The 14,648-nt window shown below is 47.4% G+C and carries 9 protein-coding genes and 2 pseudogenes; 4 read left to right on the forward strand and 7 right to left on the reverse strand.

Annotated features, from left to right (window positions below; genetic code table 11):
• Positions 1–150 precede the first annotated feature (150 nt).
• Positions 151–1,020: an AraC family transcriptional regulator gene (locus ATN88_RS01845; protein WP_067410541.1), complete on the forward strand. Its 870-nt coding sequence runs from the start codon at positions 151–153 to the stop codon at positions 1,018–1,020.
• 8 nt (positions 1,021–1,028) lie between these two features.
• On the opposite strand, the gene glcF is transcribed toward ATN88_RS01845, so the two are convergent.
• The 3 genes from glcF to ATN88_RS01860 form a co-directional block, all read right to left on the reverse strand.
• On the reverse strand, positions 1,029–2,255 hold the full coding sequence (gene glcF, locus ATN88_RS01850; RefSeq protein ID WP_067410544.1) for a glycolate oxidase subunit GlcF: 1,227 nt from the start codon (positions 2,253–2,255) through the stop codon (positions 1,029–1,031).
• The gene (gene glcE, locus ATN88_RS01855; protein ID WP_232312690.1) at positions 2,252–3,250 is read right to left on the reverse strand and encodes a glycolate oxidase subunit GlcE; all 999 of its coding nucleotides are present in this window, start codon (positions 3,248–3,250) and stop codon (positions 2,252–2,254) included. Before glcE ends, glcF begins: the two co-directional genes overlap by 4 nt.
• Before the next feature lie 63 nt (positions 3,251–3,313).
• Positions 3,314–4,747, reverse strand: coding sequence for an FAD-linked oxidase C-terminal domain-containing protein (locus ATN88_RS01860; protein WP_067410547.1), 1,434 nt, complete (start codon positions 4,745–4,747; stop codon positions 3,314–3,316).
• Positions 4,748–4,974: 227 nt separating this feature from the next.
• On the opposite strand from ATN88_RS01860, the gene ATN88_RS01865 reads away from it, so the two are divergent.
• Complete coding sequence (locus tag ATN88_RS01865; RefSeq protein WP_067410550.1) at positions 4,975–6,135, forward strand: AAA family ATPase; 1,161 nt, start codon at positions 4,975–4,977, stop codon at positions 6,133–6,135.
• A 371-nt stretch (positions 6,136–6,506) separates the two neighbouring features.
• On the opposite strand, the pseudogene ATN88_RS01870 reads toward ATN88_RS01865, so the two are convergent.
• Positions 6,507–9,598: pseudogene (locus tag ATN88_RS01870) on the reverse strand (efflux RND transporter permease subunit).
• Between the two features lie 5 nt (positions 9,599–9,603).
• Entirely contained in the window at positions 9,604–10,695 is a 1,092-nt protein-coding gene (locus ATN88_RS01875) for an efflux RND transporter periplasmic adaptor subunit (protein ID WP_067410555.1), read from the reverse strand.
• A gap of 133 nt (positions 10,696–10,828) precedes the next feature.
• Here ATN88_RS01875 and ATN88_RS01880 point away from each other — a divergent pair, with 133 nt between their 5' ends.
• On the forward strand, positions 10,829–11,446 hold the full coding sequence (locus ATN88_RS01880; RefSeq protein WP_067410558.1) for a TetR/AcrR family transcriptional regulator: 618 nt from the start codon (positions 10,829–10,831) through the stop codon (positions 11,444–11,446).
• On the opposite strand, the pseudogene dgt reads toward ATN88_RS01880, so the two are convergent.
• Positions 11,443–12,884 (reverse strand): annotated as a pseudogene (dgt, locus tag ATN88_RS28765) (dGTPase). The gene ATN88_RS01880 and the pseudogene dgt overlap by 4 nt on opposite strands.
• Positions 12,885–13,318: 434 nt before the next feature.
• On the opposite strand from dgt, the gene gloA2 reads away from it, so the two are divergent.
• On the forward strand, positions 13,319–13,708 hold the full coding sequence (gene gloA2 / locus ATN88_RS01890; RefSeq protein ID WP_067410561.1) for an SMU1112c/YaeR family gloxylase I-like metalloprotein: 390 nt from the start codon (positions 13,319–13,321) through the stop codon (positions 13,706–13,708).
• On the opposite strand, the gene ATN88_RS01895 is transcribed toward gloA2, so the two are convergent.
• Entirely contained in the window at positions 13,709–14,272 is a 564-nt protein-coding gene (locus tag ATN88_RS01895; RefSeq protein ID WP_232312691.1) for a leucine-rich repeat domain-containing protein, read from the reverse strand.
• Between the last annotated feature and the right edge of the window lie 376 nt (positions 14,273–14,648).

Genomic DNA, 14,648 nt, shown 5'->3' on the forward strand with positions numbered 1-14,648 from the left:
GATGTTCCCAATAAAACGACGGTGCAGCGTAATCAGGGTTTTTGAGGAATATCTCTCATCATGATTTAAAACTCAAACCGCAATTACAGTCAGGTGGAAGCGTAGCTGGTACTGTAAGCTATTGAAAAAGCGGATTTGAGTGGAACTTATATGACGGTGAAACACCCTCGGCTGGAGTTGGCGAGAGCGTTTATTGATTTGAACTTTGACGAAGATTTGGACGTGGAGAAACTAAGCCGAGTTGCATGTTTGTCTAAGTTTCATTTTCACCGTCAGTTTTCCAGCCGATATGGGGTGAGTGTGGCGAATTATGTTCGTCTCTTGAGACTGAAAAAAGCCTCGTACCTTCTTGTTTACCATCCCAAAATGTCAGTCACCGAAATCGCGTTGGATAGTTGCTACGAAACCAGTGAGTCATTTTCGCGTGCTTTTCGACGTGTCTTTGGTGTTTCTCCGAGTGAGTTTCGTTTGGCACCCGATTGGTCTCCCTGGGAAAAACGCTTTGAGGCGATATATCGCCTTCGCAATGATCCCAATTTAAACCAAGCAGATTTTGAGGTTGAAGTTGTTCAGTTTGAAGCGGTCGATATTGTCGTACTTGAACATCGAGCACCGCCTATCCAATTCGTAGAGAGTGTGGCCAAGTTCAGGAGTTGGGTGGACAAGCAAAAGATGGGGGCTAAACAGCCTCGCTTGTTCAATCTGTTCTATGACGACCCAAGTAAGATTGAAGATCTCTCGAAGTATCGTATGGACATTGGCTGTGAGTTTAATAATCGAATGGATATATCCTGCGGAACCATCGTGAAAAAACAGATCCCGGCAGGGAGATGCGCAAAACTCAGGTTTGTTGGTAGCAGCGACTCTTTCGGCATTGCTATCTACTACCTGCTGTACCAGTGGTTAGCTGCTTCAGGAGAGCAAATGCGAAACTATCCAATCATATTGGAGCGTTTCAATCACTTTCCTTTTATCAAGGAAAACGAAGCCATTACGGATATTTACTTACCGCTCCAATAGTGCGTTATTTAGTCTTCGAGACGGTCTGCCACCATTTCTATCCAATGTTTGACGGGCTTTTCAGTGCCGGATTCAAGGTGCAATTGGCAGCCAATATTTGCGGTCACGATGACATCGGGATTGTTCACGCTTAACGCACCTAGCTTCCGCTTCTTCAATCGGTTACTGAGTTCGGGCTGTAACAGGGAATAACTGCCTGCAGAGCCGCAACACAAGTGATCTTCATTTGTAGGAACAGTGTGAAACCCGAGCTTTTTAAATACCGATGCATATTCTTCTTTGAGTTTTAAACCATGATGCAATGTGCATGGACAATGAACGGCTAAACGTTCGTTGTTATCTGGCTTAAAAGGTAACGTTGCAGTGTCTTCTGCGAGTATCACTTCGCTAAGATCCTTGGCAAGCGATGCAACTTTTTCTGCTTTCGAGTAGTAGATTTCGTCTCCGATAAATAAGCTTGGGTAATCTTTGATGCTTACGCCGCACCCCGAGGCAGAAATAACAATGGTTTCTGCACCAGATTCGATGTATGGCCACCAATTGTCGATGTTTTCTTTGGCTTGTTTGATTGCTCGTTCTCGTTCTGCGAGATGAAGGTTTAACGCGCCGCAGCAGCCTTCGTTTTTGACGGTAATAAGCGCAATGTCTAAGTGACTAAGGACTTTCTTAGCCGCAGCAAGAGTATTCGGTGTCAGCGAAGATTGGACACAGCCCTGAAAGCCAATCATTGTGCGCGATGCACGAGCGTTTGTTTCCTTGTAGCGAAGCGAAACATCTTTGGGTAGCTTGCTTTTAATGTGTTCAGGAAGCACTGACCTGAATGTGTTTAAAACACCAAACCCTAGATTTACCCATTTGCGGTTTGGCAAAAATCGGGTGAGTACAAATCGCATTAGGCGTTCTTTGAGTGGCCTTGGTACATGCTTTTCAATATGCTCGCGGCCAATGTCTAACAAGATGCTGTATTGGACGCCAGATGGACATGTGGTCTCGCAATTTCGGCATGTGAGGCAGCGGTCTAGGTGTTTTTGTGTTTTGGCTGAAAATTCTTCCCCTTCAAGCATGTTTTTGATGAGGTAGATGCGTCCGCGCGGACCATCTCGCTCGTCGTTGAGTTCTTGGTAAGTGGGGCAGGTGGCATTACAAAATCCACAATGTACGCATTTCCGTAAGATATCTTCTGCCGTTTGTCCAGCGTGCGTCTGAAGCAAATCTTGCTCTAGGGATGTCTTCATACTTCCGCTCCCAACCAATAATACATCCGTCCTCTGTTGAAAAGGTTTTGCGGATCAAAGGCGTGCTTCAGTGAGATGTGAATGGCCTTTTCCGCGTCTGACTTAGGATGGAAGCACTCGTTATGGTTGTCCTCGCTTCTAAAGCGCATAGCATGCCCACCATGCAATTCAGCGATTCTTGCCATTTCCGTTAATGACGCTTGAGAATGGACCCATCGAGCTGCACCTCCCCAATCAATAAAGGTATCTTTTGCCAATTCAATGATAGGGCTGCTGGGTGCGATCGAAAGTCGAAACAAGTTATCTCTTGTTTTGAAAAACGGATGGCGGAAGTTTCTAATTGAACGCCAGAAAAGGTCTTGATTGTCGAGTTCCGTTCCCCCCAACGCATTGCGACATCGAGTAACACTTTGAGAGGCACCAGAAAGGCGAACGTAGAGATAACCTTGATACCATGCACTGCCGCTAACAGGAGAACCATTTGCGGCTAATTCGCGCATGGTTTTAATGGCGTCGACCTGAGACATTTCCAAACGCATTGTCATCGTTTGAACGGGTATAGGTCTTACGCGTAACGTCACTTCGGTCAGAATGCCAAACGCGCCGAATGCGCCAGCTTGCAGTCTGGAAACATCATAGCCAGCCACGTTTTTCATCACCTGACCACCAAAGCGAAGGTGCTCACCTAGGCCGTTTATCAGTTTAACGCCCAGAATGGCGTCACGAAGTGAACCACTATAAGGTCGCGATGCTCCGCTTAGCCCAGAGGCAACGGCACCACCCAGCGTTGCTTTCCCATTGAACGCAGGTGGCTCACCAACCAGCATCTGATTGTTCTTCACGAGTGCAGCTTGCAGCTCGGAGATACGTGTGCCTGTGCGCGCACTAATGACAAGCTCGGACGGTTTATAAGAAATGATCCCCTGATGCGCAGATAGGGAGACAGGCTCACCAATCGGTTCTCTGCCATAAAAAGCTTTCGAGTTGCCTCCCACAATATTGAGCGGCCTTTTGTCGACATAGCATCTTTGACCTGCTGGATTAACTCATTTGCTATATCACTCATTGTTGCCTCCTTGGGAGGCAAGTAGCGTGCGATGCTCCTGACAATGCTTAGGCTGTGGGATCCCTTTGCCTGGGTTTAATATCTCTTTGGGGTCGAGAGCACGTTTAATGCGGTGGAATTGTTCCAACTCAGCATCGTTAAACTGATGGTGCATTTCATTGATTTTCTCCACACCTACACCGTGTTCGCCAGTGATACAACCACCTGCTTCAACACACGTTTTAAGTATTTCTGCGCCAAAAGCTTCGGTTTTTTCAAGCTCTCCCGGAACGTTTGCATCGAACAAGATAAGAGGGTGGAGATTACCATCACCGGCGTGAAAAACATTCGCGACGCGAAGGCCGTAGTATCGAGAAAGCTGGTGGATTTTTGTAAGCACATTCGCGAGTTCTCGCCTTGGAATTGTACCGTCCATGCAGTAATAATCTGGAGAGATACGGCCAACCGCAGGAAACGCAGATTTCCTTCCTTTCCAAATCAGTGCGCGCTCAGCTTCGGTTTCGGAGACACGAATAGAGGTTGCACCTGATTGTTGAAATATATGCTGAACAGACGCTATTTGATGGGTCACATCGTCGATGTCGCCATCGAGTTCACACAGCAACAGTGCCTCTGCATCAGTTGGATAGCCTGCTTGTGCGAAGTCTTCTGCCGCGGTGATAGCGTAGCTATCCATCATTTCCAAACCCGCAGGAATAATGCCTTGGCTGATCACATCATTGACTGCGTTAGCCGCTTTCTCAACGCTATCAAAACCAACAAGTACCACTTTCGCTGTTTCAGGAATAGGGAGCAATTTGACGTTGATTTCGGTGACAACGCCCAACATCCCTTCAGAGCCAATCATCAGTGCTAACAAGTCGAAACCAGCGACATCGCAGCTTTGGTTGCCAATGTCTATTCGCTTACCCTCTGACGTTACAACGACAAGTGAATACACATTGTGAACGGTGAGACCGTATTTTAAACTGTGCACTCCACCAGCATTTTCTGCGATGTTCCCGCCAATTGAACAAGCAATTTGTGAGGATGGGTCTGGCGCATAGTATAGGTTACAGGTAGATGCTGCTTCTGAGATGGCGAGGTTTCTCACACCGGGCTGTACGGTAGCCATGCCATTGTCTCTATCAATGGAGAGAATTTGGTTTAAACGGGCGAGCGAGAGAAGAATGCCGCCTTTTATTGGCAGCGCACCGGCAGAAAGCCCAGTTCCTGCGCCGCGTGCGACAACGGAAATGTTCATCTGAAAACACAAGGACATTACTGCCATCACCTCTTTGGTGTCGGCAGGCAGCACTACATAGTCCGGCAATTCGGTATAAACGGACAGCCCATCGCACTCGTAAGGGCGTTTTGTCTCTTTGTCAGCGATTACATAGTCTTCGCCAACAATGCCGATAAGTGATTGATACAGCAAACTTTCCACAGCGGCTTCCTATCTATTTCCTTGATAATCAAACCCTAGTTGAGAATCTCGCGCTTTGTCGCTTAATCCTTATGCTATTCGGAAAAGTGTGGGGGATATCTGATTAAGTCGGCAACAACTCTTTAGTGCAATTCACTATTGCCTAGCTGTGCCAATCAATAACGAGCAGTTGATGGACGAACAAGATGAATGATACTGTATATAAAAACAGTTAAGCGGAATGCCAAATGCTGACCACGTTGTCGATCGCGAACTACCGTTCAATCATGGATCTTACCCTCCCTCTCGGACCGTTGAATTTAATTACCGGCCCAAATGGAAGCGGCAAGTCGAATTTGTATAAGGCACTTCGCTTGCTGGCGAAAACGGCATCGGGTGGGGTGATTAATTCACTGGCAGAAGAAGGTGGTTTGCATTCCACGTATTGGGCTGGACCTGAAGAAATTTCTGGTGCAATGCGTCGTGGAGACGTTGAGATTCAAGGAGGGCAACGTAAAAACGTCGTTCGGTTAAAAATGGGATTTTCGAGTGAAACGTTCGGTTACTCCATTTCTCTGGGCCTTCCAACACCGTCGACATCCGCGTTTGGCTTTGACCCAGAGATAAAGCAAGAAACCATATTCAACGGCCCTTACTTTCGACCAGCAAGCAGTTTGGTTGAGCGTAATGGCACTTCGGTGAGGATCAGAAATGGTCGTAAGTGGGAAGTGGCTTCGCAGTACATTCAAAGTTTTGACAGCATGTTTGATTCCCATGCCGACCCGAGTTCTGCCGCAGAAGTTTTTCATGTCAGAGAGATGATCCGAAGCTGGCGTTTTTACGATCATTTCAGAACAGATGCTGATGCGCCTGCCCGTAAGCCCCAACTGGGAACACGAACACCCGTACTTCACCATGATGGGAGAGACTTAGCTGCTGCACTTCAAACCATTATAGAAATTGGTGACAAAGAGGCCTTGGAGAAAGCGATAGAAGATGCGTTTCCAGGTTGTCACCTTGGTGTGATATCGAGTGCGGACGGTCGATTTTCCATCGAAGTTTACCAAAAAGGGTTATTGCGACCACTGACAGGGGCTGAACTATCAGATGGAACATTGCGGTTTGTCCTGTGGGTTGCTGCATTGCTCACTCCGCGGCCGCCGTCTTTGATGGTGCTGAACGAGCCCGAAACGAGCCTTCATCCAGACTTACTGCCGGCTCTGGCCCGTTTGATTGCTCACGCATCGCAGCACTCGCAAATTTGGGTGATCTCCCATGCCAATCGGTTGATAAATGCGTTGAATCAACACCCAGATTGCAACGCTATTCAGCTAGAGAAAGTATTGGGACAAACAGAAGTTCAAGGGCAGGGAATGTTAGACAAGCCGAACTGGTATTGGCCGGATTAAAGCGGAATATCGTGCTGATTATCTTCTCAATTAAATGCGACGAAAATGGCAGATTTTCAAAGGGCTGTGCAGAAGATCAAAAATTTTTGCCCAAAATAGTATGCAATTCTGTATGTAACTCCGAAATTTCGTGTCTATAATTAACTCGCTTAGTTGCACTAGGATGAATATGCACTTGCTCAAAAACCAAGGTCAGCGATAGGCCGAGCAATTGTAAATAACGACAAGGATAATAAGAATGCGGATCCCATTTTATATCAAATTGCTTTTTCCAATCTTGCTGCTGATGGGCTTAATGGCTAGCCCAGTGCTGAACGCTTTTTAGTTGTTGCTTAGAGAAAAAATGGCCACCTAACTAGGTGGCCATTTTTTTATGATTCAGTGCTCTCTAGCGCACAAGGTTTGTCGTAGGGGCGTACCATGCCAGCAATCCGAAATGCAGCAGGAACAAAGTAGAAAGACAGAATCGTCGTCAACAAGGTACCGCCTGCTATCGCAATGGCAAACGGAGGCCAAAAACCACCACCCGCCAAAATTAGCGGGAGAAAGCCGCCAATCGTAGTGATGGTCGTGGAGGTGATATGGCGCCCACAGCTACTTACCGCGTCGACAATAGCCTCTATGTTTCCAGACTTCGCCTCTGGGCTGGCTTTCAACTCGGCCAGAATGACGATAGAAGCATTGATAGCAAGACCGACTAGGCCTAACAAACCGATGATAACGGTAAACCCGAACGGGTAGCCGAACACCCACACGGAAAGAAGCCCCAATCCTGCCGCTTGCACGCCAGCAAGGAAGATAATGCCGCTAAGCCTGAACGAGTTAAATGAGATCACCACGACGGCAATAAGCAAGATGATGACTATGGTGAGATTGGCCATCAGTTGATTCACGGAGTCATTGCGTTCTGCTGACTCGCCACCAAATTCAAGGCGATAACCCGCAGGGAGTTGAAGGTCGGCATCATTCAAAATTTGAGTGAAGGCATTGAGTGCCGTTTGTGGCAAGACACCCGCAGTGATGTAGCTTCAATCACATTAACCCTCTCTCCGTTTCTGCGTGGGATAGCACCACGACTCGGTTCCACACTCAAATCGGCCAATGCCGACAGGGGTAAATCGAATTGCGCAGTGCTTCCTGATACAGGGAAGCGGAGTTGACTGAGTTGGTTGAGGTTTGTCCGTGAGTCATCATCGACACGCACACGCACTGGGATCGATTCGGTACCTTCAATAACGTTCCCTTGAACCATGCCTGACATAGATGCATTTAGCAGAAGGGCAATGTCAGACAAGCTCATTCCCGTCAGTTGGCCTGCTTCTTCATTGACATTGACAGAGATCTTCGGCGTGCCGGGTTGCAGTGTCTCACGGGTATTAATGACATCTGGCGTTTGTGCCATCAAAAGACGAACACGCTCGCTCACTGCTCTCAATGTGTCGAGATTTGGCCCGTAAATGCGCACTTCTATAGGGGCATTAAACGGAGGGCCTTGTTCGAGTTTGCGTACCAGAATCTGAGCATGAGGGAATTTCTGTGACAGTGTCACTTGAAGCTCAGGAATCATCTCATTTGCAGCGTTGAAATCGGTAGCCTTCACCATGGCTTGAGCAAAGTTTGGAGCACCGTGTTGCCTTGCCATCAAGTTATAGTAAAACGAAGGAAAGTTGGTGCCGACAAGCCAACCGACTTGCTCAATATGCTCGTTTTTCTCAAGCACATCATCAATTTGGCGAGTGGTTTCTAATGTTGCACTCATGCTTGCTTGCGGTGCGAGAAATACCTGAATTTCGAACATATCTCGGTCTGAAGGCGGGAAGAACTGCTCAGTGAGTTGCCCAGCGGACCAGAACCCTGCAAACGGAACCGCAAATACCAAGGGGATGGCAAGCCAAGGCAACTTAACGGCCAAACGCACAGAATGGCTAAACAGTTTGCTCAACATTGGCATACTTATACCGGCGTGATACCAACGTGTGCTGGATTCACCTGCAGGCAACCAACGCGCAGCAAACCCAGCAACCAGTAACTGTGAAACCATGTATGAGCCAACCAAAGAGAAGCTCACGGTAATGGCAATGGCACCGACAAACTCACCTGCAGGACCGGGCATCAGGAAGATGGGTGCAAAGGCCAGAATCGTCGTAAGGGTAGAACCCAAAAGAGGTAACCACAGATGGCGAATTGCCTTCATTGCCGCATCGAGACGTTTCACATTCTGCTGTCTGTAGTGCTGAATGGTGTCCACCATCACAATGGCATTGTCCACCATGATCCCTAGTGACACGATAAGGCCAGTGACCGACATTTGGTTGATTGGTAGTCCGGTAAAACTCATCATTGCTAGCGTAAAGGCCGAGGCGATGGGCAACGACAGCGCAACCAAAATGGCGGAGCGAAATCCTAACGTAACAAACAAAACGATCAGAACAAGACCAAAGCCCAATAAGAGGCTATCCACCAAATCTGAAAGGCGAGTTTCTGTGTAGCGGCTTTGCTTGAAAATGGGTTTTAACTGGATGTTGTCCGGCAGCTCACTGCGAAAGCCATCCAGCATTTTGTCGGCAGCCGCTGTCCACTGATCAACGCGAATATTGCTTTGCATCCTTGCTGAAACGAGTACGGCTGGCTCACCGTCGATAATGGCAATCTGCGATGGCGGCTGAGCTTGGGCGCGTTCAACCGTGGCGATGTCCTCAACGCGAATCAAATAACCATTGTCGTCGATGGCGACAGGGACTTGTTTCACACGAGTGATTGAATCAAGTGCGCCAGCGACCTCTAGTTGGAAGCGATTATTCTCGTTGTGAAGCTCTCCGGCTGCATTTTTAGCATCGGCACCAACGATTGAATTTGAAAGGGAAAGGGCGGTTTTGCCAAGTGCACTGGCATCGACAATGTCTAAAGTAACCAGTATTTCTTCGTCTGGGACGCCATGGGTATCGACAAATTCGGTACCGGATAAATTACGCCAGCGTTTGGCGAGCTCTTTGGCGTAGCGACCAAGAATGAGTTCATCGACGTGACCGTTTCCTTGCCATTGAAGCGCGGTGATATAGGTGAAAGCGTTGGAGTGGTCATTATCGAATTCAGGCTCAAATGCGTCATCCGGTAACAACGGCACTGCATCGCTGAGTTTGTCACGAATCTTCGACCATACAGGTTCTGTTTCCGTCAGGTCGTCATTCAGCTCCACCGTAATGACAGAAATTCCCGGCTTGGACTGAGATTCGATCAGGTTTATCTCATCCAACGAGCGAAGTTCGTTTTCGATAAGTTCAGTGACCAGCGCTTCGACCCGTGAGGCACTGGCACCGGGATAAGGCGTGGTAATCGTCGCCCAGCGGTTTATAAGTGCTGGATCTTCCGCACGCGGCAACGTGGATAGGGCAGAGAACCCTGACACCAAGATGAGTACAGTAAAGAGCACCAAGAGCCGCGTATTTTTAAGGAGCTTCTCCATAAGAATTACTCCTCAGAAACGGTGACTTGTTGCCCGGAGACAATACGATGAACGCCGTCCGTGACAACCCTGTCGCCGTTGCTAAGCGGGCCTGAGACATAAGCCCTGTTTTCATCAGCATGGACGACTTGTACTGAACGTCGCGCAATTTCCGTGGTTCCGGCTTCGTTCTCGGTCGTAGTGAACACGTTCCACGTGCCGCGCAACCCGTCAGTCAGGCTGGTTAGTGGTATCCAAAAACCTTCTGCTTCGAATTCGCTGTTGTCTTGCAGATAGGCGAGTTGTCCGTTGATTACCATCGCCTGCTCAGGTAGCGCGTAACGAAGTTGTACCGTCCGCGATCTTGCATCGATTGCCGCACCGGGATTCAGTAACGTGGACGGGAAGATCTCATCACCGATTCTGATGTTCGCTTCGCGCTTTTCAACCAATGCAGCGAGATATTTAACAGGCACACCGATCCGAGCTTCATTTTGACGTTGGGAAAGCAAAGTGAGGGTAGGAGAGCCCATGTTGACGACGTCGCCTTCAGACACAAATCGTTCGCTGATCTTGCCATCGTAAGGCGCATAGATGGTCGACTTTTGCTTACGCAGCGTGTTGGACGCGATGGATGCTTCTAACTCTCGGACGTTGGCAAGTAACGAGTCTCGCTGGCTGGTCAACGAATCAATTTCAGCATCTGCGCTGAACCCTTTTTTCTTGAGTTGACGCTGACGTTGCAAATTGGTTTTGATTAAATCGAGTTGAGCATCGAGTTGTTCCAACTGTGCTGACAATTGACGAGACTCGGTATCCAGCAGTTGGGTGTCGAGTTGAATGAGAGGTGTCCCTTTCTGTACGGTATCGCCAACATCGACCAATAACGTATTCACCTTCCCAGAAAGCTCAAAGCCAAGATTGGCACTTTGCCCAGCCTGAACCGTACCAACAAACTCTTTTTTGATCTTATAGCTAGGTTCAATGTTTACCGTGGTGACAGTGACGCTAGGCAATGCGATGTCAGCCACCTCGTTATTGGGTTCGGATTGAGAGTTACAGGCAGTCAGTGCAGTGAGTGAAGTCACAAACACCAATTTGGTCGTCCATTTACGCATTGCGAAAGTCCCATCGTCCGTTTATCTTTTAGACTAGACTGTCCAGTCCAATTTGACTAAAAATAAATCAAGTAGACTAGACTGTCCAGTTTGATTTGGTATTATTTTTGTACATATTTGGTCAGGGACTTCAATGACAGCACATATTCTTCAACGAAAAGAGCAGAAACGTCAGCAGATACTTGAAGCAGCATCCAGCCTGTTCTCTAAGCAGGGATACGGTATTTCCATGGATGCGATAGCTGAATGTGCAAACGTCTCTAAACAAACGGTTTACGCGCACTTCAGCAACAAAGATCAGCTCTTTGAAACCTGCATTGTTGAGAAGTGTAAAAGTGCAGGCATCGATTGGGATTTGGAAAAGGACCACAGAAAGCCAGACGTTGTTTTGAAGGAATACGGTTGGCAGTTTCAGAATCTGGTTCTGGGGGAAGATGCCATCAATATGTTCCAGAACATCGTTCGCCAAGCGGATTCACACCCAGAGATTGCGGGCATCTACCTTGATCAAGGCCCAACGCGCAATGTCTTGTTGTTAAGTGGTTATCTGAAGTTGCTGGTAAAAAGTGGTGATTTGCCGCACTGCAAAGACACAGAGCAAGCGGCGATGCAACTGTTGTTGATGCTGCATGGGCGGTCTGTTTACTGGGCGTACTTTGGCTTTGATGCCAATGAAAGTGATGCAGTGAGACGTGCCTACACCGATAACTGCGTTGACGTGTTTTTGCGCGGGTATGGCTACAACATCTAATCAGTGACCATCAGGCTTTTGTATTCATCAAACGCGAATTGGTCTGTCATGCCGCTGATGTAGTCCTGCAAGAGGCGGCACCTTAAATAGAACTCCCACAAACCCGAGGATTCAATCTGAGCGTCTTTCAAAGCCAAGCGGTATGCCGCAACGTGCTTTTGAGAGAGTTTGTTGAATAAGCGTCGCTCGACAGGGTAGTAGCGTCCTTCTCCGTTGACGATTTTAGTAAAGTCTTCACGGGGAAGATCAAGCAGAGGGCGGTATTCATCCAATAAACCCCCGATGATTTTGTAGCCTTGCAGCTCAAGCGTCTCGACTTCTTGGTCGTTAAAAACGTGCTCAATGGCGACTTGCTTAAACGTCTTTGCAATAGCGTGGAATTGGCTGTTGTCTTCCAGCAGCGCACGATTGAAATCACCGTTGTAAACAGCAGAGAGATTGTCGGTAAATTGCTTCGCCGCGTGACTCACTAACGGATGAACCATGGCAACGCGCAGTTTGATGAAAAAACGATGTGGCTTGCTAATTTCATCGGTTTGCGATTGTCGGTATACCTCGTCTAATGCTTGTTCGAACGTCGTTGTTCGATAGATAGGTCGGTTCTCTGGTTCAAGGGCTCGATATGTTTTCTTGAGCAATTCTGTCAGTTTCTCTAACGACAGAATGCGTTTCTCAACGGCATCTTCGATGTCGGCCAAACAATACGAAATGTCGTCAGCAGCCTCCATGATGTAGCTGAGCGGATGACGACAATATTTGGTCATCCGCATTTCTTGCATCAAATCATTCACGTAAGGCTTTTCGGTTAGGTAAAACCCGACTTTCTTAGTGAGATAGGCTTTATCGGAAGGTGCTTCTTGTTTTGGCTCTGTGCCGGGCCTTGTGTACTTAAGTACGCTGCTGCTTGGCTGTAGGTTAGATTGAAACGGTGCAGAGAGTGAATAAGGCGGATGGCTTGGGCATTGCCGTCAAAATGGCAAAGCTCTTGCTCGACAGCCGCGATTTCGGTGCTGGGTGACTCTGCTATTAAACCTTGCATAGGCGACAATTGACGGAGGTTTTTCTCAAACCATCGGTTGATAGCATCCTCACCGCAATGGCCAAAGGGAGGGTTGCCCATGTCGTGCATCAAGCAAGCAATTTCGACGAGCGACTCCACGGCGCGTTCCATGCCATCTAAACCATAGCTTGAAGGGATGTTTTCTAGTCTTTCGAATATAGAGTGAACGATGAACCGCCCAATCTGCTGCACTTCCATGGAGTGTGTCAGGCGGCTTCGCACCGCCGAGTTGCGTTCGAGAGGAAAGACTTGGGTTTTCTGTTGAAGCGTCGGATTGGGCTGAGTTGATGATTCGACCTCGGTCGCTTTCAAATGCGCGTTGAATTGACCTTGGGGTGCTTTCTTTTGATGTGTTTTTCCCGTAAGGACGCGCTGCACTTATCTTGGTACCGAAATCGATTTGAGCATGGTGTGTTCTCAGCAATAAATAACGCGATTTCATTACCTTATATCCGAACGGGAAGATTGTACACTTTATGCCCGCCGAATCCTGCGCGGGACGGTAGTTCGAACTGTTACAACCTCTACGAAAACGCTCAGCCGAGAAGTAACAGGGTGAGCGCAATACCTGCCGCCGCACCCACACTAAATACCATCAAACCTAAAACGCTGCGTTGTGCTCGCTTTGATACATACATATGCAATTTCCGTATACTAAAAACTTATCCCTAAAGTAACAGCAACTTGTGTGCCAATAATTTGAAACCTTATTTTTCATGGTGTTAGGCGTATCGTTGTTTTGTGTTTGCATTCATGAGGTAAACTTTACCGCTCAGTTTGGCGAAGTTTGCACACCAAAATAAGGGGTTGTGATGTCGTTTTTAGAAGGAATTCACCATGTTGCGATCATCGTAAGTGATTACGAGACGTCCAAACGTTTTTACACGGAGGTTTTGCGACTTCCGACCATTAACGAGACCTATCGTAGCGAGCGAGATTCGTGGAAGTTAGATCTAAGTTTACCTGATGGTGGTCAGCTCGAAGTTTTTTCCTTTCCGAATAGCCCAGAGAGGCCTTCCTACCCAGAAGCGCAAGGCCTGAGACATTTAGCTTTCCGCGTGAAAAATTTAGAGAGGGCGATTGAGGCTCTGAACAGCCAAGGTGTGGAGACTGAGCCTGTCCGTGTTGATGAATTGACCGTCAGACGGTTTACTTTTTTTGCAGACCCTGACGGCTTGCCGCTAGAGCTCTATGAAGAGTAATCATCGATAGATCCTTCCTCTCACTGCTAGCTTCTCAGGAATGTCTTTGACAGGCGTTCCCCTTAAATACACGTCGCCTGACACCCGTAAGTCTGGTGGAAGGCGAGTGACCTTGGTGTTCGACAAGTAAAGATTGCCTTTGACGTTCAGCCTACGCGGCAATGCCGCTATAGGTGTGTCAACCAAACTCAAATCTCCATTTACCGTCAGGCCAGCAGGTAAGACAGCAATCTGAGAGCCAGTAAAGTTCATGTATCCGCCAACATCGATTTTAGGAATGCGTGTGAGCTTGCTGTGTGACGCGTTGAGATAGCCTTTTACCACCAGTGTGTCAGGTAAACGTGTAATGTTGCTGGCTTCAATATCTAAAAAACCATCGATAGTGAGGTCTTCTGGCAAGGTCTCAAAATGCGTATTGTTTAAGCGAAGGTTGCCATAAGTGTCGATATAACCGTGCAATTTTACGGTGTCCACGAAATGGGGTTTTGACTTGTTAAACGCGAGTGCAGGCCCTGGCAGTAAGAGGCTGAAAATCAGTAAAAGCAATACATTTCTAGAAAACATCAGGCCTAAGTCTCTGGTAACTCTTTATAATATTTTTAACCGTGTTTATTAATTCTTCAAGCAGAAAGAACTCACGAAATTCGTCGTTGTTAATTATATAACTTACATTATCCTCAAACAGTAAAATATCGAGTAATTCTTTCTGGAATTAAGCGTGGTATTTAAAACGACTTGACGCTCTCACTTCCTCACTAAATGTTGAATAATTGTTCGTGCTTTAACAATATTTACACTATTGATTTTTGACTCAAGATCCCAATTTTGCAGATTGACCTTTGATGTTTAGCCAGTAAAGCACAAGTGATTTTCTCATCCTATTCAGCAGAATGAAGCCATTTAGTGTCTGGCGTTATGCAAACTAAAGTTACATTTATAC

Source organism: Enterovibrio coralii, assembly GCF_001559595.1.
Taxonomy (GTDB): Bacteria; Pseudomonadota; Gammaproteobacteria; order Enterobacterales; family Vibrionaceae; genus Enterovibrio; species Enterovibrio coralii.